At 69.5% G+C, this 18,305-nt stretch carries 14 protein-coding genes, 2 pseudogenes and 1 CRISPR repeat array (1 of these 17 running past the window's edge); of the genes and pseudogenes, 11 read left to right on the forward strand and 5 right to left on the reverse strand.

All coding sequences use genetic code 11. The features are described from left to right. Positions 1–91: 91 nt before the first annotated feature. From ACIBAF_RS37545 to ACIBAF_RS37555, 3 genes and pseudogenes are all read right to left on the reverse strand, one after another. Positions 92–239: pseudogene (locus tag ACIBAF_RS37545) on the reverse strand (IS630 family transposase); the annotation flags it as partial. Positions 240–345: 106 nt separating this feature from the next. Continuing rightward, complete coding sequence (locus ACIBAF_RS37550; protein ID WP_399469211.1) at positions 346–4,698, reverse strand: trypsin-like peptidase domain-containing protein; 4,353 nt, start codon at positions 4,696–4,698, stop codon at positions 346–348. Next, the gene (locus tag ACIBAF_RS37555) at positions 4,688–5,059 is read right to left on the reverse strand and encodes a CU044_2847 family protein (RefSeq protein WP_399469213.1); all 372 of its coding nucleotides are present in this window, start codon (positions 5,057–5,059) and stop codon (positions 4,688–4,690) included. Before ACIBAF_RS37555 ends, ACIBAF_RS37550 begins: the two co-directional genes overlap by 11 nt. Before the next feature lie 247 nt (positions 5,060–5,306). On the opposite strand from ACIBAF_RS37555, the pseudogene ACIBAF_RS37560 reads away from it, so the two are divergent. Continuing rightward, positions 5,307–5,411, forward strand: a pseudogene (locus ACIBAF_RS37560) (VOC family protein); the annotation flags it as partial. Positions 5,412–5,415: 4 nt separating this feature from the next. On the opposite strand, the gene ACIBAF_RS37565 reads toward ACIBAF_RS37560, so the two are convergent. After that, on the reverse strand, positions 5,416–6,447 hold the full coding sequence (locus ACIBAF_RS37565; protein WP_399469215.1) for a hypothetical protein: 1,032 nt from the start codon (positions 6,445–6,447) through the stop codon (positions 5,416–5,418). A 152-nt stretch (positions 6,448–6,599) separates the two neighbouring features. Here ACIBAF_RS37565 and ACIBAF_RS37570 point away from each other — a divergent pair, with 152 nt between their 5' ends. The 5 genes from ACIBAF_RS37570 to ACIBAF_RS37590 all read left to right on the forward strand — a co-directional run bounded on the left by ACIBAF_RS37570 (position 6,600) and on the right by ACIBAF_RS37590 (position 9,417). Beyond that, positions 6,600–6,827 carry a hypothetical protein gene (locus tag ACIBAF_RS37570; protein ID WP_399469217.1) on the forward strand — a complete coding sequence of 76 codons (228 nt, stop codon included), beginning with the start codon at positions 6,600–6,602 and terminating at the stop codon, positions 6,825–6,827. An 88-nt stretch (positions 6,828–6,915) separates the two neighbouring features. After that, positions 6,916–7,092 carry a hypothetical protein gene (locus tag ACIBAF_RS37575; protein ID WP_399469219.1) on the forward strand — a complete coding sequence of 59 codons (177 nt, stop codon included), beginning with the start codon at positions 6,916–6,918 and terminating at the stop codon, positions 7,090–7,092. Between the two features lie 169 nt (positions 7,093–7,261). Further along, entirely contained in the window at positions 7,262–8,383 is a 1,122-nt protein-coding gene (locus ACIBAF_RS37580) for a ParB/RepB/Spo0J family partition protein (protein WP_399469221.1), read from the forward strand. Positions 8,384–8,449: 66 nt separating this feature from the next. Next, positions 8,450–8,821: a hypothetical protein gene (locus ACIBAF_RS37585; protein ID WP_399469223.1), complete on the forward strand. Its 372-nt coding sequence runs from the start codon at positions 8,450–8,452 to the stop codon at positions 8,819–8,821. 260 nt (positions 8,822–9,081) lie between these two features. Then, entirely contained in the window at positions 9,082–9,417 is a 336-nt protein-coding gene (locus ACIBAF_RS37590) for a hypothetical protein (protein ID WP_399469225.1), read from the forward strand. Between the two features lie 159 nt (positions 9,418–9,576). Here ACIBAF_RS37590 and ACIBAF_RS37595 read toward each other — a convergent pair whose 3' ends face one another. Then, on the reverse strand, positions 9,577–10,803 hold the full coding sequence (locus ACIBAF_RS37595; protein ID WP_399469227.1) for a hypothetical protein: 1,227 nt from the start codon (positions 10,801–10,803) through the stop codon (positions 9,577–9,579). Between the two features lie 449 nt (positions 10,804–11,252). Between ACIBAF_RS37595 and ACIBAF_RS37600 the strand changes: the two genes are divergently transcribed. The 5 genes from ACIBAF_RS37600 (at position 11,253) to ACIBAF_RS37620 (ending at position 16,163) form a co-directional block, all read left to right on the forward strand. Next, complete coding sequence (locus tag ACIBAF_RS37600; RefSeq protein ID WP_399469229.1) at positions 11,253–12,008, forward strand: ParB/RepB/Spo0J family partition protein; 756 nt, start codon at positions 11,253–11,255, stop codon at positions 12,006–12,008. Continuing rightward, positions 12,005–13,441 (forward strand): ParB N-terminal domain-containing protein, encoded by a 1,437-nt coding sequence (locus ACIBAF_RS37605; RefSeq protein WP_399469231.1) that lies wholly within the window; start codon positions 12,005–12,007, stop codon positions 13,439–13,441. Before ACIBAF_RS37600 ends, ACIBAF_RS37605 begins: the two co-directional genes overlap by 4 nt. 27 nt (positions 13,442–13,468) lie before the next feature. Beyond that, positions 13,469–13,987 (forward strand): hypothetical protein, encoded by a 519-nt coding sequence (locus ACIBAF_RS37610; protein ID WP_399469233.1) that lies wholly within the window; start codon positions 13,469–13,471, stop codon positions 13,985–13,987. 93 nt (positions 13,988–14,080) lie between these two features. After that, on the forward strand, positions 14,081–14,626 hold the full coding sequence (locus ACIBAF_RS37615) for a hypothetical protein (RefSeq protein ID WP_399469235.1): 546 nt from the start codon (positions 14,081–14,083) through the stop codon (positions 14,624–14,626). Then, a complete protein-coding gene (locus tag ACIBAF_RS37620; RefSeq protein WP_399469237.1) occupies positions 14,610–16,163 on the forward strand; it encodes a terminase large subunit domain-containing protein in 1,554 nt (517 codons plus the stop codon). The genes ACIBAF_RS37615 and ACIBAF_RS37620 overlap by 17 nt, the downstream gene beginning before the upstream one ends. A gap of 173 nt (positions 16,164–16,336) precedes the next feature. Beyond that, positions 16,337–18,305: a CRISPR direct-repeat array (repeat unit 29 nt; unit sequence GGGACCATCCCCGCGGGTGCGGGGAGCAG) (it continues 1,489 nt past the right edge of the window).

Here is an 18,305-nt window from a genome sequence, read left to right on the forward strand (position 1 = left end):
CGCCGAACAGGCGACGGCCGAACCAACGAATCTGAACACCCATCAACCCCTGCTGACCAGCTGATCAGCACATCCCGCATGACGGGGGAACCTCATCCGCCTGGACCAGGCGGGCTATGACGGGGACCGTGCTTTCGCCGACCGAGGCCAGGAGCATCATCCGCCCGCCGAAACCGCACCGCACTCGTGCTGCCCCGCCGGACGATGCGCTGGAGTTTCTGGCCCTCCTGCTCGGTCAGACCGCGAACTCAGACCGGTTTCGCCATCCCGCCTCCCCACGCTGCTTGGAGAACTCATTTCCAAGGCGCACAACGAGTAACCCTGTGAACCTTCGCGGTCACAGCACTAGCTCGCGGGACACGGTGCCGTTTCCCGCGCCAGTTTCAGGCGGGGTGCGGTCCGTTGGGTGGGGGTGTAGGGGCCGGGGGCGGCGGAGCAGATGGTGTCGTGCCAGTGGGTGGGGGAGAGGTGGAGGGTGAGGTCGTCCACGTCGCTCAGGAGGCGCAGGGAGTTCTTGGTGAGGTGGCCGGCGTTGAGTGAGCTGTGCGTGGGCCAGGTGAGGTGGCCGAGGGGTTCGCCGTTCGAGGGGGAGAACAGGCTGACGGTGCTCGACGAGAGGGTGACGAGTGTTCCGTCCGGCGCGATGCCCAGGAGACCGTCCGCGTCCGGGAGGGGACGTGTTTCTTCATCCTTCTTCTCGTCGTCGACCCGCCACCACTGCACGCGGTGGTTCAGGCCGAGTGCGGCCAAGCGGTCACCGTCGGCGCTGAACGTCATCCATCGGCGCGGGAGTTCACTGGTATAGAGGAGCGGCGGGCCCGGCAGGCGGGCCGTCCGCGTGCCGCGTCGTACGTCCCACACCTCGATGCGGCCGTGGTCGGCCCAGTCGTCGGTGACGACCGCCACCTCGTCGCGGTGGCCCGGCCGGGGCAGGAGCTGGCCGGTGGGGGAGAAGCTGCCCGGTTCCTGGGGGTCGCGTTCGAGGTGCAGAGGGCCTCCGGTCCGGACGCCGCTGCGAGGGTCGACCCGTACGAGCGTGTCGCCCAGACACAGCACGACGAGGTCCCCGCCGGGTGTCTGGACGATGTCCTGAGGGTTGTTCCACAGCTTGCCGCCGCCGCGGCCGCAGTCCCAGACGACCCGCTTCCTGGTTCTCAGCGTCGACACGTCGAACAGTGCCGCGTCGTGGAAACTGTGGGACCAGACGAGAACGGCGTCCCCGTCCTCACGGGCGACCCAGAGCAGATGCAGGGAGAGATCGCCCCGTTTTCTGGCCTTGTCGGAGAGGACTTGCCGGGTGGCACCGATCCGCCCGCCCGGTCCCACCACCTCCAACCGGCCCTGGGACAGGCGTGCCACGCGCGAGCCGTCCGGGGAGACGGCGAACTGGACGCCGGTGGAGTACGTGGAAGCGCCCGACGGCGGCTGGGGAATCGGCACGGGGCGCATTCGCAGCAGGGAGTCGCCCACGACGGCGAGCACGGTACGCGGTCCCGGGCCCGAGCCGCTCACAGCGATGTGTTGCGCGGTGGACGAGGCGACCTCATTCGGCAGGACCGTGGCCCAGTAGCGGGGCTTCTGCCGGGCGTCGAGCAACGTGATGGTCCGGATGCCCGCGCCGGTGGTGGTTCGGCTGTCCAGGAAGTGGGTGCCGGTCATGTCGGTGAAGAAGAGGCTCGCCTTCAGGTTGACGCCGGGCCGGGCGGCCCCGGGAGCCAGAGCGTGCCAGGAGGTGCCGTGTTCACTGTTCAGGAGGATGGCCCGCCCTCGGTCCATGGAGGTCATCCACTTCTTCTCCACCGGCCCGAGAACGCGCCGCAGGCGTTCGCCGGAGGCCGTGTCGTGAAGGTCGAGGTAGTGCTCCCAGGCCGGGTCCTTTCCCCCGCGCACCTGGTGGCTGATGCCGACGGCGATGCGGTCGCCCCGGCCCAGCAGCCACGCCGTGTCCGGCTGGTAGAGGGCCATGGACCGCTGGGAGAGCGGCAGCGCCTTCCCGGTCCGGGTGTCCCATAGGCGCGCCAGCGCGTGTCGTCCCGTGTCTTCGGGGCGTGGGGTCTGGAACTGGAAGAAGTGCAGCAGGCGTCTGCCGTCCTCGGAGAAGTCCACCACCGGGGTTGCGTACACCTTTCCGCGATCAGCCAGCGGCTCGGACAGGAGACGTGGTGCGGGGTCGGGGTCGCCCAGGTTCCAGAGCAGGGTCTTGCCTTCTGTCGTCGCCAGTGCGTACTGCAGGCCATCGTCGCTGAGCTCGTCTTGGAAGCCCTCCAGGTCGAGGCTCTCGGGCACGCCCCGCAGCCGCCGCGTCCGCGGGGCGTCGCCGAGCGTGTCCGTCACGGCTGTGAACGCCAGGTTCGAGCTGCCGTGCGGCCGCGACACGACCAGCAGGGTGCCGCCGTCGAGCGAGGAGTGCGCGGACTCGACCGTGCCGGGCCACAGCCCGCTGCGTGACCACACGGTGTCGTGCGCGCGGACGTACTGGGCGAACAGCGCGCGCCGAGCCTCCGGGGTGTGCCATGCCGTCCAGGCGCCCGCCGCGTAGCGGAACGCGCTGTCCGGTGACTGATCGGCGGTCTCGCCGGCCAGTTCGCCCAGTTCGGTGGAGGCAGCGATCCGGAGCTGCTCCTGGTTTCTGCGGAGCTCGCTCACGCTGTTGGCCGCGAGGCCAGCCGTCAGCAGGGCCAGTACGGTGACCAGTCCCGTCACCGCCCACAGCCGCCGCAGTCCGCGGCGCTCCCGGCGCCGGCCCGCCTCCAGATAGTCCCGCTCCAGCGCGGTGAGGTCCTCCGGCCGGCGGGCCAGCCACTCCAGGCCCTGGGCCAGCCGCACCCCGTGCGGCAGGAGCCCGGCGGCCCGCGCACGGGAATCCCATTCGGCCGCGTCACGTGCCGTGCGCTCCTGCCAGTCGCGGAACGTCGCACCGTCCCGCAGCCAGTCGGCCAGGCGCGGCCACTCGCACAGCAGGGCTTCGTGGACGACGTGGACGGTGCCGCCCGCCTGCCCGTGCTCCGCGGATTCGACGACGTCCCAGACGAGAAGCCGGCACGCGGCCAGCGCGCGGGCCAACCGCGCCTGCTCCGGGGAGAGTTGGTCGATGGGGACGGATCGCCGGGTGAAGCCGTCCCGACCGTCCGGGCGGGCCAGGCGCTGAAAAAGCCGACGAGCAGTGTCAGCCGGCACGTCGTTCTGCGTGAGGCATGAGGCGAGCGCCTGCTCGGCGTACGTCTTGAGTGCCCCGCCGACGCCGCCGATCTCCTCGTAGGCGGCGTGGGTGAGTGTGTGGGCCTTCTTCCGTTTCCACAGCTCGGTGAGGGCGAACTGGAGCAGGGGGAGGCAGCCGGGTTCCCCGACGGCGTCCCGTACTAGACGGGCGCTCAGACCGGCCTGCAAGTGGAGGCCGGGGACAGCCCTGACCGGTTCGTCGACGGCGAGAGCGAGTGCCTCGGGCGTCATCGGGGCGAGGAACGTGACCGCTCGGCTCAGGGCCGCCGAGGTGTCGGCGGCGGTGAGCGCCTCCAGCGTGGCGGGCCGCGCGGTCAAGGCGACACGCAGTCCGCCGCCTTGCGCCGGGTCGGGAGCGGCGGTGAGCGCCGACAGCGTTCGGAAGATCCGCAGTGCACCGTGCGGGGCAGCGGCGGCGTACTCCTCGAACTGGTCGAGGAGGAGGACGGCTCCCTTCGGCCCGAGTTCGTCGCGGAGCCGGCCGCGCAGCGCGAGGCGTGCGCCCTCCGGCCCGGCGCAGGCTTCGCGCAGGGCGTTCAGACGTTCCTGGCGGGCTGCGTGGTCGGGCACGGCCGCGTGCCAGACGGCGGCGACCGCCTCGGCGACCCAGGCGTCCGCGTGTTCCGACGCCGCCGTGGCCGGATCGGCGGGGGGCTGGGGCACGCGGAGCGCCGTGGGCGTCCCCCGGCGGCGCAGGTCAGCCAGCAGACCCGCCCTGAGCAGGGACGACTTTCCGCTGCCCGAGGGCCCGGCGAGCACCGTGACCGGACGCGAGCCGAGAGCCTCCCCCAGCGCCTGCACATCCGGCCCACGGCCGTGGAAGTACCGGGCGTCGTCCTCCTCGAACCGGCCCAGACCACGGAAGGGGCACTCCACCCGCACGTCCGCCCCGATCAGCCGGTCGGCCGGGATCAGGTAGGCGGTGCCGCTGAGCCCGTACCGTCCACGGGTGACGAGCATGCCGACGACGGCACCGCCCCGTACGTCCCATACGGCAGCCCCGCTGAACCCCTGCGTGATCGGCACCCCGTGGGCGGCGAGGTCGAGCTGGAGCCGGTCCGCGCGCTGCCGGCCCCGCAGCACCCCGGTGGCGTTCACGCCGCGCGGCGCGTCCAGGGGGAAGCCGAAGGAACGGACCTCACCGCCCCATTCGTCGCTCCCGTCGGTCACGAGGGGCAGCGGCTCCGTGCCGTCCACCGGAGTGTCGAGGCGCAGGATCGCGATGTCGTCCTCCGGCCGCCAGGACTCCACCCCGGCGGTGACCGGCGGGCAGGCGCCGGCGCCTGCGAGCAGCGGAAAGTCCACAGTGACCGGCCCCCGCGGACGGCCGCCCTCCCGCTCTTGGACGACGTGGGCGCACGTGCACACCAACCGGTCACCGATGAGGAAGCCCGCCCCGGCGACCGACCCGTCCGGACCGAGAACCCGTGCCGCCCCCTGCTCGTAGTGGGCCTGCGAGGGCAGCCCGTCAGACCTCACCGGCTGTTTCCCGCCCGCCCGCGGCCTCCCATTCCACACCCACGCTGAAGTGCGCCTCGGCGGCCGTCCTGGCGAGGACGACCCCGGCTTCCGCGGTCACCTTCACTCCGAACTCCAGCGTGATCCGGTCGGGCCGACGCGGCATCGCGCGCAGCGAGTCGACCACGTCCTGGACGGCCGGACGCACCCGGTCGACCGCGTTCCGCAGGGTCTCCGCGGCGCTCCCCACCGCTTCCGCGGGCCGCGGCCGTCCGATGGGCTCGTACGCGTCGTCCGACGCGGGACGCGGGGCGGTCGGTGCGCCGGTCTCCACGCGCAGCAGCGAGCCGTCGTCGAGTTCGATGGTGGCGATTGTTGTCATGAAGCCCTGAGCCTGCCATGTGACATAGGTTGGTCCGTCACCTCGGTCAACGAGTGTTTCGCCGCACGGAGTCGGCGGCGTCCGAAGTAGACCGGAGACGACTTTTTCGGACCGAGTGAACGAACGGCTCAGAGGCTTGCCGGTATCGGGCTCAACCCCCTCACGGAGTGCCCAGTCCATCGCCCGCGGCGTCCATGGCGGTCCGCTCGGACGCGCTGCGCAGGACGCAGAACTCGTTGCCCTCGGGGGTTTCCGCGTCTACGCCGACCCCATCGGCCACCCCTTCTGCCTCTGCCGCAACAAGGGTGTCAGCTGGACCGATCAGTGCCTCATCTGGCCCAAGCGCGATCAGTGGGTCAGTCCTGCACTGCGTGGTCGGGTGAGGTCGCCCACCAGTAGATGGCCTCGTTCAGGGTCTCCACACCGAGCTTCGCGCGGAGCTGGCCCAGCTGCTCGTTGACCCAGGATGGGCCGATCCCGAGGTTCTTTGCAGCCTGGGCCTGCGTGCGGCCTAGACATAGCTCGCGCAGAATTGCCCGCTGGGTGGCCGTCGTCGTCACGCCCATGTCCTCGCCGCGGCTGCCGCCGAACCACGGTTCGGCGCGCTCCCAGAACAGCTCGAAAGAATAGGCGATCCGCGCAACCACCAGCGGATCGGAGATCATGACCGCTTCTTCGGCGGGAGGCTCGTCCTCGCCGGTGTGCACGGGAACGAACGCCACACGGCGGTCGAAGATGATGCTGCGGGGGAAGCGGCCGTTGAACGTGCGGATCTCTCCACCGGCCGCAGCTATGGCCTTCGCCCAGTCGCCGACTGTGGGTACGCGGCGTACTGAGCTGTGGTAAAGCGTGCGCATGGACAAGCCCTGCTCAAGGGCGCTGCGATCGCGGTCATAGGAGTACTCCAAATCCGCCCGCGTGCGTTGGCCAGGTTGTGCGGTGAGGATCTCGGCGCGGATAGCCTTGTGCTCGTGGTCGATGCGCTCGTTGATCACGTCACGACCCTTGAGGTGCTGGATCGCGTCGTGCGGCGGTCTGGCCGCCTCGAATTGGTCCTGGAGCGAGGCAAGCAAACCCGGCAGAGCGCCCGTGTACATCGAAACGGCAGCTATTTGGGCGTGAATCTGCCGTGTCACTTGCAGCGCGGCATACCTCGGCTCGATGGCGTTGTAGGTGTCCTGGCCTGCTAGGCGATTCACTGCTACCAGGCCGCCGGCCAGTAGTTCAGTCAATCCGGGCGTCCCGGGCGGCACTGACTCGCCGTGCAGTATGCGCTGGTAGATGGCCGCCATGTCATCGGACAGGTCCGGCAGGTCAGGAACTTGTGGCACCTTTCCAACCCCTGATTTGTAGGTCTGGTGAAAGTGCGGTGACGTCGCGCCTTGCACTTCCTTTACACCCGTTACAGGGTGTCATATGTCGGCCGCATGGCGCGAACATGGCAACTGGTCGGCCAGACTGGCCAGTTATCGCTGCCCTCCCGTGCTGCCCGGTTAGCTAAGGCCATCAAACCTCAGGGGAACAAGTGCTTATCAATCGAGTGCTTCGCACTGCTTCGATCGTCGTCCTTTCCGTGCTGACCGCCCTCGTCGGCGTGGGGGTCGAGCGCGCCGAGTCGAGCCGGATCCAAGCTCAGGACACCACCTGGTCCGTTCAGGCTGGTGGCAGCGCCAATGGTGGGGCCCAGGACACGACCTGGGCCGCTCCGGTTGGCGACAGCAGTACCGCCGGCGTCGCTCAGGTCCAGCCGGCCGACACCACCTGGTAGTCCGTCGCCGGTGCCCGGCGGGGGAGCCTTGGGGGCGGGGTTGGTGGCTGAGATCGAAGGCGGGGGACCGCCGTAGGGGAGGGATGCAGTGGCGATCGATCCGGCTCGCATTCGGAGGCGCGCGATGGAGGCCGAGCAGTCCGGCCGCCGAACTCTGAATGCCGGTGAGGCCGCGGTAGCGTTGCGCGCGCTTGCCGTGGTGGTCGACGGGGGACCGCGGGACGATCCTTGTGGCGACGTGGTGGCGCTGGAGCAGGTCGGCTGAACAACCTCCGCATGTGACGGGGCGGGCATCCTTCGATGCCCGCCCCGACGCGTGTCCTGACCTGCGAAAAGCGCCCGGAAAAATCTGGCCCAAGATCGTTATTGCAGCTAGAATAAGAGGAAAGGGAGGGGGAAGCGCCCCCACCGACCAGGCCTCTTGGAGTGAAGCCGTGACGATCCAGTCCCTCGCGATCAGCGAGATCCACCGCAACGAGCGCCAGCCCCGCGAGTTCTTCGAGCCCAACGCCCTGCAGGAACTCGCCGAGTCCATCAAGCGGTTCGGCCTCATGCAACCGATCGAGGTCCGCCGCGACGCCGACGGCTACGAGATCGTCGCGGGCGAGCGCCGTTGGCGCGCTCACGAGCTCGCCGGGCTGACCCACATCAAGTGCATCGTCACCGACGACGACATGAGTGTTCTGGAGCGTTTCAAGCGGTCGGTCGCCGAGAACATCAACCGCGCCGACATGACGCCGATGGAGGAGGCCAAAGCGTTCCGCCGGATCCTCGATGAGGAGGAGGACGCCGAAGTCGGCCCTGTTGCCAAGGAGTTCGGCAAGTCCACGCAGTACGTGAACCTGCGCCTGGCTCTGCTTGACCTGACCGAGGAAGTGCAGCAGCACGTCAACTCGGGCGCGATCGGCACCCAGGCCGCCGTGCAGATCGCCGCCCTCACCCCTGGCAACCAGGCCGCGGTCATGAAGAAGTGGGCCAAGGGCGCCTTCGCCGGCGACAACGAGCTGGTCCACTTCGCGTATGCGCTGCGCCAGCACCAGGGGCAGACGGTCACCATGATCGTGGAGGACATGGCCCCCGAGGAGCGCGAGGAGCGGCAGCGTGAGCGCGCCACCACGCGCAAGAACATCGACCGGATCGAGCAGGTGCTCGGCCTGCTGGAGGACCTGGGCAAGGCCGACCCGATGAAGCTGGCCCTGGCCCTGGAGGGCGAGGTCGGTAAGCGGATGGAGCAGATGGGCCGTGTGGCCGACGCGGTGCAGAAGGCCCGCTGGAACCTGAGGCAAGCCAAGGCGCACGCCGAGGCCCGCGAGATTGCCCTGAACCCCGACGCAGAACACAGGAGCCTCGCTGTCCCGGCCAAGCCCCAGGCCTCCGCCGAGCCTGCTGCCCGGGCCGAGCAGCAGGCCCCGGCCAAGACGGCCGAGACGAAAGTCGTCGCGCCGAAGCCCCAGACTCCGGCCGAGCGCGTCGTCGCGTCGAAGCCGCGGACCCCCAAGCCGCAGGCCCCGGCCAGGAAGGCGGCGGCCAAGCCGGTTGCGCCCGCCGCGGTCTGACCGGCGCGGCCCGCCCCGCCGGGCGGCGGGGCGCCGCTGTACCCCACCACCGAAGGGAAGTCCCCCGTGAGTGACAGCACCCCCGGCCTCGACTGGCGGCGCATGAAGCCTGCCGACTTCGGCGCCCGCGCCAAGGTCAATCAGGACGCACTATTCCTGGTCGACGAGCCAGACGCCTGCGGCACCGACGCCCTGGACGGCTACGGCTTCGGCACCGTCCTGTGGGCCGGCCCGGCCGATGCACCTGCGGCCGACACCGACGCCTGCGCCGAGTACCCGCGTCGCGCAATCGAGCCCGACGGCACTGTCCACGCGGCTCGGTATGCCGGTGACCGCGAGCACTTCACCACGGCATGTGCCGCCTACCCGGCCCCGACCGTCGACCGGCTGGAGCACGGCAGCGACCGCGAGGTCACCTGTCTCGATTGCACACGATAGATGTGCCACAACATTCGATCGTGGTACGTTCTGCTCGCTGATAGGGCACGGCTGCAGCCGCGGAACCGGCCCGTCAGTAATGCCGTGGCACGCGGCATCCCCCAACGGTGTCTGGCGGGTGGCAAATCCCCCGCGCCCTACCCGCCAGACACCGGCACCGCCCATGCGGCGCCACACGGGGACTCCGCTCCACGCACCCGCGAATGGACCCGCCCAAGCCGCCATGCCGGGCGGGTCCCCGCGTACCCAGGAGAAGACACGTGACCACTAGCTACCGCTCAGATCACGCCGCCGACCCCGAGCTGTTCGAACGGCTGATGAGGGAACGCTACGGGCCGCTGGACAAGGTCATGGCCGAACGCGACAGACCCGGTCCAACCGCCCCTGCCCGGAGACCCAAGATGGCCCCCGCCCACCAGTCCGCACCCGACTCTCACACGGCCGAGCACCTCGCCAGGCTCGAAGAGTGTGTCGCCCAAGCCGACAGCCGGTCGGGTTCCGGCCAGCGCACCCCGCCGTATCCAGGGGCCGTCTGGTGCTACGCCTGCGAGGGCTGGTGTACCCCGCAGGGCATCTGCGGCTGCAACAACCGGTAGGCGATGAAGCGTTGCGCTACTTCCACGGTGATGTCCCCGGGCTCAAGCCCGGGGATCTCGTCTTCCCGCGCTACACCCACCGCTACGCCCCGGCTGCGCCCATGCGGCCGGGGGCTCTCTTCGGGCAGTGCCGCCCGAAGCCCAACGGGTGGTCGGCCGTTAGGCCCCGGCAGCCCGCTGCAGCACGGCCACCGGCTGGTCGACGCTGTGATCCAAAGTCTTCATCCCGTACGGTTCTTGCTCGTCCTCACTGAGCACTTCCCGCCCGTCGGGATGCCGGGAAATATGCACCTGCATGAATGGGATTGCATCGTTTCCTTTTGGGATTACCCACCACATCGAGGCCCAGTCCGGCGCCTGCGTCATCCGCATCACCTCACTGCTCCGATAGATCCTCGACTGGTAGCGGAAGTAGTCGTCACCTTTCTCGGTCAGCCACGCAGGAGCGTCCCGCACGTGCTCCTGCCTCGGCGAATCTGCATTCCACGAACGCTCGATCGATCCCACGTAGCTGTTGGCGAGCTTGCAGCGGTCGGCTCGAATGAACGAAACCCGCGCGTACAGCTCTACCCGCCCCTGCGCGGCTTCCAGCGGCACCTCGACAACGGCTTCCCTGGAGAAGTCGTCACCTGGGTCAAGCCGGGAGCCCGCGTTGGAGATCTGCCCCGCCGCCAGCAGGCGGGGATCGGCGTTGAACTCCTCCCGCCGGTTGGTGTCCCAGCCATCGCCCAACTCCTGCCGCCACTCCTTGCGTTCCGTTCCCTGCGCACGGTACGCGGACGGCCACAGTTGCGCCGACCACAGCGTCCCGATGACGAAGATGCTCACCGACCCTTCATTGCGGAACGTGAAGTGGGCTGGCACGTATAACCGCTTCCTGTCCGGATTCAGCACTGGCTTTCCGAAGGACACCATGAACGGCACCTTGGGCGGCGCCACGTACGGGACGTACATCGCCGAATACGTCACGCTCGCGGAACCGATCAGTGCAGAAAGCGCCACCCCGGTGGCGAAACTCCGCGGATGCGGCACCCCCCGCCAGACCTTCTCCCGGGCCACCGCCCACACGGCCCACACGGCCCATGCCACCAGGCCCGTCCACAGCCAGAACCACCCCGCCAGGTATCCCCCCTCCCACTGGAGCACCAACAGCACCAAGCTCGTCATCGTCACAATGCTCACGCCCAGCAGGACCGTCTGCCCCGCGTACCGCATCACCCGTCGGCCCCAGAAGTCGAAGACAGCCCCGGCCGCGGCCAACTCCACCACCGCACTCGCCAGGAACACCGCCCCCATGACGCGGCCGCCAAACGTCAGCGCCCGCAGCGCATCCGACAGCCCCAGCCGGAAGAGCACAACCGCCGACACCAGCAATCCGAGCACCATGCAGCAGCCCGTGGCGCGCCGCCGCCACCCGGGCTGCCCCCCACTGTCACGAACCTCAGCGCCGCCCTGCGGCCCACCGGTCCTCATGCCCCCAGCATCGACGCCCCACGATCGCCTCGCAGCCACCGTAGGCATGCGGGTGACATCCGTCCCGCACTGTGATGGGGATCGTTGAAACTGAAACTCCGCACCCCCTGCTCAGGGTGACCCCACACCTGCTCGACGGATCTCCCCACTCATATGGAATGTGCCCCTCTCGGCAGGGCTGGCCACCAGCTGGCGACGTATGGGTCGTGGACTCCACCCGACCTGCCTTTCACGCAGCCCCGAGGCTCACTCGGCGTCGGACCCTTCTGTGACGCCGGACCACACGCCTGCTGAGCGCCTGATCCTCTAATGTGGGCGGGCGTAGGGCGCGGGGGCACGCTCCTACACGAAGGGCTCCTGCTGTGAGTGCTGCGCCCGTCCGCATCCCCGAGTCGCTGCTGCCGCTCGCGGTGCCGATCGACGACCTGACCGGCTACTACCGCAACCCGCGCGCCGGTGACGTCGGTGCCATCACCGAATCGCTGCGCGTCAACGGCCAGTACAAGGCCATCGTCGTCAACCGCGGCACCCACACCGGCCGTCCCAACGAGATCCTGGCGGGCAACCACACATGGGCCGCCGCCAAGGAACTGGGCTGGGATCAGATTGCGGCGACCTTCGTCGACGTCTCTGACGAGGACGCGGCCCGCATCGTCGTCGTCGACAACCGCACATCTGACCTCGCCGGGTATGACAGTGAGCTGTTGGCCGACATCCTTGAGGAACTGCCCGACCTCGACGGCACCGGCTACGACCAGAACGCCCTGGACAAGCTCCTGGACAGCCGGGCCCTGCCGGACACGATCGACCTGCCTTCCGACGGTGCGGGTACCGGCTCCATGGCCAAGCTGGAGTACTTCCAGTGGGGCTATCTGCAGTGGTCCACCATCCGCGTGCAGATCACCGCAGCCGAGGTGGAAACCCTCAACGCCATCTACGAGCGGTACGTCTCCGAGTCCCGCTCCGACCTCGGCTTCGGCTGGCACCTGCTGCAGGAGGCCCACACCGAAACCGCCGAGGCCCCCGCCGTCGCTGTCGAGCCCGCCCCCGTCCAGACCGAGCCCGCCGCCGACGACGGTGACGAAGACGGCGAAGACGAGGAGGACGAGGACGCATGAGCGCCCCCACGACCACCTTCTACGAGGCGTACCCGCTCAAGGACCTGCGCCCCGCCGACTACAACCCGCGCCACCTCTCCGAGGAAGCCTTTGAGCGGCTGAAGGTGTCCATCGGGCGGCACGGCATCGTCAAGCCCGTCATCCTCAACGCCGACGGGACTCTGGTTGCAGGCCACCAGAGAACCAGGGGCATGGCCGCGCTCGGTATGACGCACACGCCGGCGGTGATGCTCGGCACCAAGGTCCGCCTGTCCGACGAAATCCAGTTCAACCTCCTGCACAACAGGGTCGAGACCGAGGCGAGCGTCGTGTACGCGCAGCCCGGCCCCATCGGCGAGTGGTCGTGGATCCCGTGGCAGACCATCGACGTCGCCGAGTCCCGCAACAAGCCGTTCCAGCAGGCCATCAGCTTCATGACCGGCGGGCACGGCGCGTGGGGCAGCGTCGTCATCGACGACCAGGGCCGCATCGCCCTCAACGCCGAGTATGCGGTCGTCGCCGCGAAGAACCACTTCGACGTTCTCGCCTGGACCTGCCCGTCGCTGGACGCGGCGCAGCTGGTCGCCGACCTCACCGGCGAGTACGGCGTGTACGACTGGACCGGCCTGGAGGACCAGGCGCCGGTCTACAACCAGCACATCGTGCAGCCGAAGCGGCTGCGCCAGTACACCTCGCTCCGCAAGAAGGGGAAGCTGGCCTACAAGTCGGAGGTGTGGGAGAAACTGGCGCTGCCCCGGCTGCGGCAGCGGCCCGACATGCGGGTGGTCGACTTCGGCGCCGGGCACGGCGACTACGCAAAGAAGCTGCGCCCCGAGGGCTACCTGATCGACGACTACGAGCCCTACCGCACCACCCCCGGCAAATACGCCGTCGACATCAAGGGCGTCGTGGGGATGATCCGCACGATCGAGAAGCGGCTCGCGCAGCACGGCCTGTACGACATGGTGGTCCTCGATTCCGTCATCAACGCCACCACGTCGCTGGACTACCAGCACTGGGTGCTGACGGCCGTGAATGCGCTGTGCGCCGCCGAGGGAACGGTGTGCATCGGCACCCGGAACCTGCTGGCCGAGCAGGCGTTCGAGAAATCGCAGCATTCCACCAGTCGTGAATCCTCGCGGCTGACGTTCCTCGACGGCGAGAACGTCGACATGCGGTTCATGCAGGGCAAGTGGATGCGGATCCGCTTCCACACCCCCAATTCACTGGCTGAACTGCTGGAGGCGTATTTCGGGGAGGTGACCGTCGCCGGCCGTTCCAACGCGACGCTACGCGCCGTCTGTAAAAAGCCCCTCAGGCTTTCCGATATCGATTACGAGAAAGCTCTCGACGAGGAATTCAACATGCCATACCCGAACGAATTCCAACACGGCCGCCATAAGCGACTAACGGAAAATTTGATAAAATTGGTTAAAGAAAGAGAAAGCCCCTAGATACTCGTCAAGAGGGGGAGTCAAGCAATGTCTCAGCCGCCCGCGAGGGTTGGTATCAATGCAGCCGCGCCATACCTGATCACGTGGCTGGCCGGGGTTCGCAACCTGAACCTCGACCGGCACTGCCTGGAAACGTTCGGCTGGTCTGACCGTCACCCGCTCAATCCGCGGGCACTCCGCCCAAGCGTCACCCTGCCTGCGGAGAACCCGCCGCTGGCCTGGTACCTGTGCGCCCTCCCTCACCCCTGGGACTGGGCGAAGAACGCGCACCTGGCCTTCGAGTACGCCGAGGGCCATCAATGGGAAGGCCCCGCTCTCGTGCGCGGCTTACAAGTGACCCTTGACAATGCTCGCCCCATCACCGGATGGGGCGAGCACTCGATACCTGCCGATGCCCCCCGACGGGACCAGTGGAAGTTCCGGACCTGCCGCAACTGGCAGTTCGCATGGTGGCTGCGAACGAATCGGAATGCACCCGACGCTCCGCCCTCCAACTGGCGTCCACCAGACGATCCCGACGCGCCACAGCAGCTGACCTTCCCGTAGGTCAGACGGCCCGGTGACCAAGTCAGGTCGCCGGGCCGCAGTGCCATCATGGTCTCGGCGTGGGGGCGCGCAGCAGCGAGAGGAACCCTGCCGGTGGGACGCCCCGACAAGGCCGCGCGCGCCGCCATCACGCAGCGGCGAGCGGATGCCATCGACCTACACCTCGCCGGCGTGGACTGGCTCACGGTTGGCCGCAAACTCGCCGCCGATCCCGCCGTCAACTCCGACCGTATCGCCTATCCGCAGGGCTACGGCATCGAGCGGTACAAGAAGGGCCTGGAGCCCCCCGACGACAAGCAGCTCATCCACGCCGCGTGCAAGGACGTCCGCCTGGCCCTCCAGGAGCGCACCACGGAGCTGGCCGGGAAGGTCGAGGAGATGCGCGCGGTGGAGAACCTGCGTCTGGACCGCCTCTTCTTCGTCGCCTACCGGCAGGCTGTCAAGGACAACAACCTCAACGCCATCGACCGTGCGCTGCGGATCATGGAACGCCGCGCCCGCATGAACCGCCTCGACGAGACGGCCGAGTCCGGGATCGTCACGCCGCCCGCAGGCGGCGAGCTGACGGCCATCGCCCTCGACGAACTCGAAGCCCTCATCGGCATATCGGAGGAGGCCGCGCATGGCTCGGACGAGTAGCAGCGAGCGTGAAGCCGAGGTGCTGGCCGCCTACCGCGCCAAGCCGCCGGCGGTACGCCGCGCCATGGCTGCGAAGGCCTCCCCCGAGTTGCGCGGCCAACTCGCTCGCATCGAACGCTCCATCGCCATGGACGCCTCACCCGGCGCGCTCGCCGCGGTCCTCACCGAACGCCGCGAGATGCAGGCCCGTCACCTGCACTTGATTGACCAGGCGTGGATCGACATGGCTGAGGGCCGTGCTGACCGCGTCATGATCACGATGCCGCCGCGCCACGGCAAGTCGCGGCGGGCCTCCCGCTGGGCACCCCTGTGGTACCTGCGCCAGCACCCCGATCGCCGCATCATGATCGCCTCCTACTCCGGTGACCTCGCCGAGGAGCACTCCCGCTGGATCCGCGACGCCATCGAGACGTGGGGCGACGAGCTCGGCATCCGCCTCAACCCCTCCAGCCGGGCAGCCATGCGCTTCGACATCGCGGGCCACCAGGGCGGCCTCGTCGCAGCCGGAATCGGCGGCAGCCTCACCGGCAAGGGCGCCACCATCGCCCTCGTCGATGACCCCGTGCAGGACATGGCCTCCGCCGATTCGCCCAGCATGCGCCGCAAGACGTGGGAGTGGTGGCAATCCGTTCTCCAGACCCGCCTGGAGCCGGACGGCGCGATCTGCGTCATCCAGACCCGCTGGAACGAAGACGACCTCGCAGGGCGCATCCTCGCCGACGCGCAGGCCAACGAGTGGAAGATCATCGACCTGCCCGCGCTTGCCGACAGCGACACCGACCCGCTCGGCCGAAAGCTCGGCGAACCGCTGTGGCCCGAACGCTTCGACGCAGAGCACCACGCCACCACCCGCCGCCGAGTCGGCGAACGTGTCTGGGCCGCGCTCTACCAGCAAAAGCCGCGTCCGCCGGAGGGCGGCGTGTGGCAGCGGGCCTGGATCACCGACCACCGGCTCACCACCGTCGAGTTCGGCGGCCTCGACATGGCGCGCGTCATCGTCGCCGTCGACCCCGCCGGTGGAGAATCCGCGATCGGCGACGAGACCGGCATCATCGGCGCCGCCCGCGGCTACGACGGGCACCTCTACGTGCTCGAGGATCACTCCGGGAGCATGGGAGCGAACGACTGGGGTCGCACGGCCTGCCTCCTCGCACTCGCCCTCAAGGCCGACGCAATTGTGGTCGAGTCGAACTACGGCGGGGACATGGCCAGGCAGGTCCTCTCCCAGGCGTGGGAGCAACTGCGCCGCGAAGGATCCACCAACGGTGCGATCATGCCCCGCGTCCTCGAAGTCACGGCCAAGGTCGGGAAGCGCCTGCGGGCCGAACCCATAGCGCAACTGTACGAGCAGGGCCTGGTCCACCACGTCGGCGCGCACGTGGCCCTTGAGGAGCAGATGGTCACCTGGGTGGTTGGTATGGACAGCCCCGACCGTATGGACGCCGCGGTCCACGGCTTGACCGAGCTTGCCGACCCCGACCAGCTCGCCGCGGTCGCCGGACACATCCACGACGACCGCCTCGGCGGACGCCGATGACCTCGCGGAAACGGCCCCATAAAGGCGAACGGCCCAGCCGGGCACCGAATTCGGCACCGGCTGATGGCCTTCCGGGCCATGTCGATCAGGGGGAAGGCTGCCGTCGTCGCATCACTTTTGATCTGTCGTCAGAGGGTCAGCGTTCTGCCGTGGTCGAGAGCCGCATTGTTCGGGTGAACGTCCCCGCGGGCCCGGGGAGCAGTACAAGGCAACCACCGCCGACGGCGGCATGGTGGGACATCCCCGCAGGCGCGGGGAGCAGCACCACGGCCTCTACCTGCACGACTACGTCGAGGGAACATCCCCGCGGGCGCGGGGAGCAGGCCGATCTCAACAGGGCCGCCCGCCGCCGCCCGGGACCATCCCCGCGGGTGCGGGGAGCAGGATCGTGCCGAGCCAGACAGGCGTGCTCCACAGGGACCATCCCCGCGGGTGCGGGGAGCAGCCCGAGGAGGGCCCCATGCCTGTCCGCGCCAAGGGACCATCCCCGCGGGTGCGGGGAGCAGCAGTGCCGCACCTGCGGCGACACTGCCGGCACGGGACCATCCCCGCGGGTGCGGGGAGCAGGCCGAGATTGAGCGGCTGCGCGGGCAGCGGAAGGGACCATCCCCGCGGGTGCGGGGAGCAGACACCGACGTTCCACGGGGCGCCTGGGCTGCAGGGACCATCCCCGCGGGTGCGGGGAGCAGTCCGCCTCCGCCTGGCAGATCGCCGCCGACACGGGACCATCCCCGCGGGTGCGGGGAGCAGCTCGTCATCGACGACGGCGCGATCGAGGCAGGGGGACCATCCCCGCGGGTGCGGGGAGCAGTCGTCGGGGGCGACGCTCCCGCCCTGCGCCGCGGGACCATCCCCGCGGGTGCGGGGAGCAGCAGCCGACGCACAGCCCGGCGTGCTCCCCGCCGGGACCATCCCCGCGGGTGCGGGGAGCAGGGCATCGCCAAGGGGCGCATCGTCCCGGGCCCGGGACCATCCCCGCGGGTGCGGGGAGCAGGATGCGCGCCATCAGGGGTGCACCACGGGCGCGGGACCATCCCCGCGGGTGCGGGGAGCAGCTCCAGTGCGGCGAGCCACCGTGGGTGACCTTGGGACCATCCCCGCGGGTGCGGGGAGCAGGCGTTCCCGTCGGCCGGCCATCCGCTGGCCGCGGGACCATCCCCGCGGGTGCGGGGAGCAGCTCCAGTGCGGCGAGCCACCGTGGGTGACCTTGGGACCATCCCCGCGGGTGCGGGGAGCAGAGTCCGCACGGCGTGCTCTTCGGGGCGTACGAGGGACCATCCCCGCGGGTGCGGGGAGCAGACCACGAGGGACGACGGCGAGGACTGCGCGGTGGGACCATCCCCGCGGGTGCGGGGAGCAGGGCCACTACAACGAGGTCATCGACCGCCGTGCTGGACCATCCCCGCGGGTGCGGGGAGCAGGCCTCGGCCTCGGCCGTCAGGTGAAGGCGGAGGGGACCATCCCCGCGGGTGCGGGGAGCAGCCGAGAGTGTCTAGCTCTCGGGGGTCCCTTCCGGGACCATCCCCGCGGGTGCGGGGAGCAGGCGGAGCGGATGTCGGCGAGCGTGGGCGTGGCGGGACCATCCCCGCGGGTGCGGGGAGCAGACCCCCAGGGCGGTTCCCTCTGCTGGGCCCCGCTGGGACCATCCCCGCGGGTGCGGGGAGCAGAGCTAGTGGAGGTTCTGCGGCGGGCCGGGCAAGGGACCATCCCCGCGGGTGCGGGGAGCAGCATGAGGAGTGCGGCGTCCGCACGGTGTGGCTGGGACCATCCCCGCGGGTGCGGGGAGCAGTGGCACATCACGTCCAACGACAAGGACTGGACGGGACCATCCCCGCGGGTGCGGGGAGCAGGAAGCCCTGATGAGCGTGGGCAAGTTCGCGGAGGGACCATCCCCGCGGGTGCGGGGAGCAGCTCGTCTCCCTGCTGACCAAGAGTCCGTCCGTGGGACCATCCCCGCGGGTGCGGGGAGCAGAGGAGTTGGCCGTCGTCGCTGTCCAGCGTGGTGGGACCATCCCCGCGGGTGCGGGGAGCAGTTCGGGTTCTTCGGGTCGAGGTCGTTCCACCAGGGACCATCCCCGCGGGTGCGGGGAGCAGGTGGCCGGCGCGCCCTTCTTCACCATGTAGGCGGGACCATCCCCGCGG

Source organism: Streptomyces sp. NPDC051677, from assembly GCF_044453465.1.
Taxonomy (GTDB): domain Bacteria; phylum Actinomycetota; class Actinomycetes; order Streptomycetales; family Streptomycetaceae; genus Streptomyces.

Excerpts from the sequence above, each read along its gene's own strand:
- ACIBAF_RS37555 (WP_399469213.1), bottom strand. The coding sequence starts at position 5,059 with ATGACAACAATCGCCACCATCGAACTCGACGACGGCTCGCTGCTGCGC.
- ACIBAF_RS37595 (WP_399469227.1), bottom strand. The coding sequence starts at position 10,803 with ATGGTGCTCGGATTGCTGGTGTCGGCGGTTGTGCTCTTCCGGCTGGGG.
- ACIBAF_RS37605 (WP_399469231.1), top strand. The coding sequence starts at position 12,005 with ATGAGCGCCCCCACGACCACCTTCTACGAGGCGTACCCGCTCAAGGAC.
- ACIBAF_RS37610 (WP_399469233.1), top strand. The coding sequence starts at position 13,469 with ATGTCTCAGCCGCCCGCGAGGGTTGGTATCAATGCAGCCGCGCCATAC.
- ACIBAF_RS37620 (WP_399469237.1), top strand. The coding sequence starts at position 14,610 with ATGGCTCGGACGAGTAGCAGCGAGCGTGAAGCCGAGGTGCTGGCCGCC.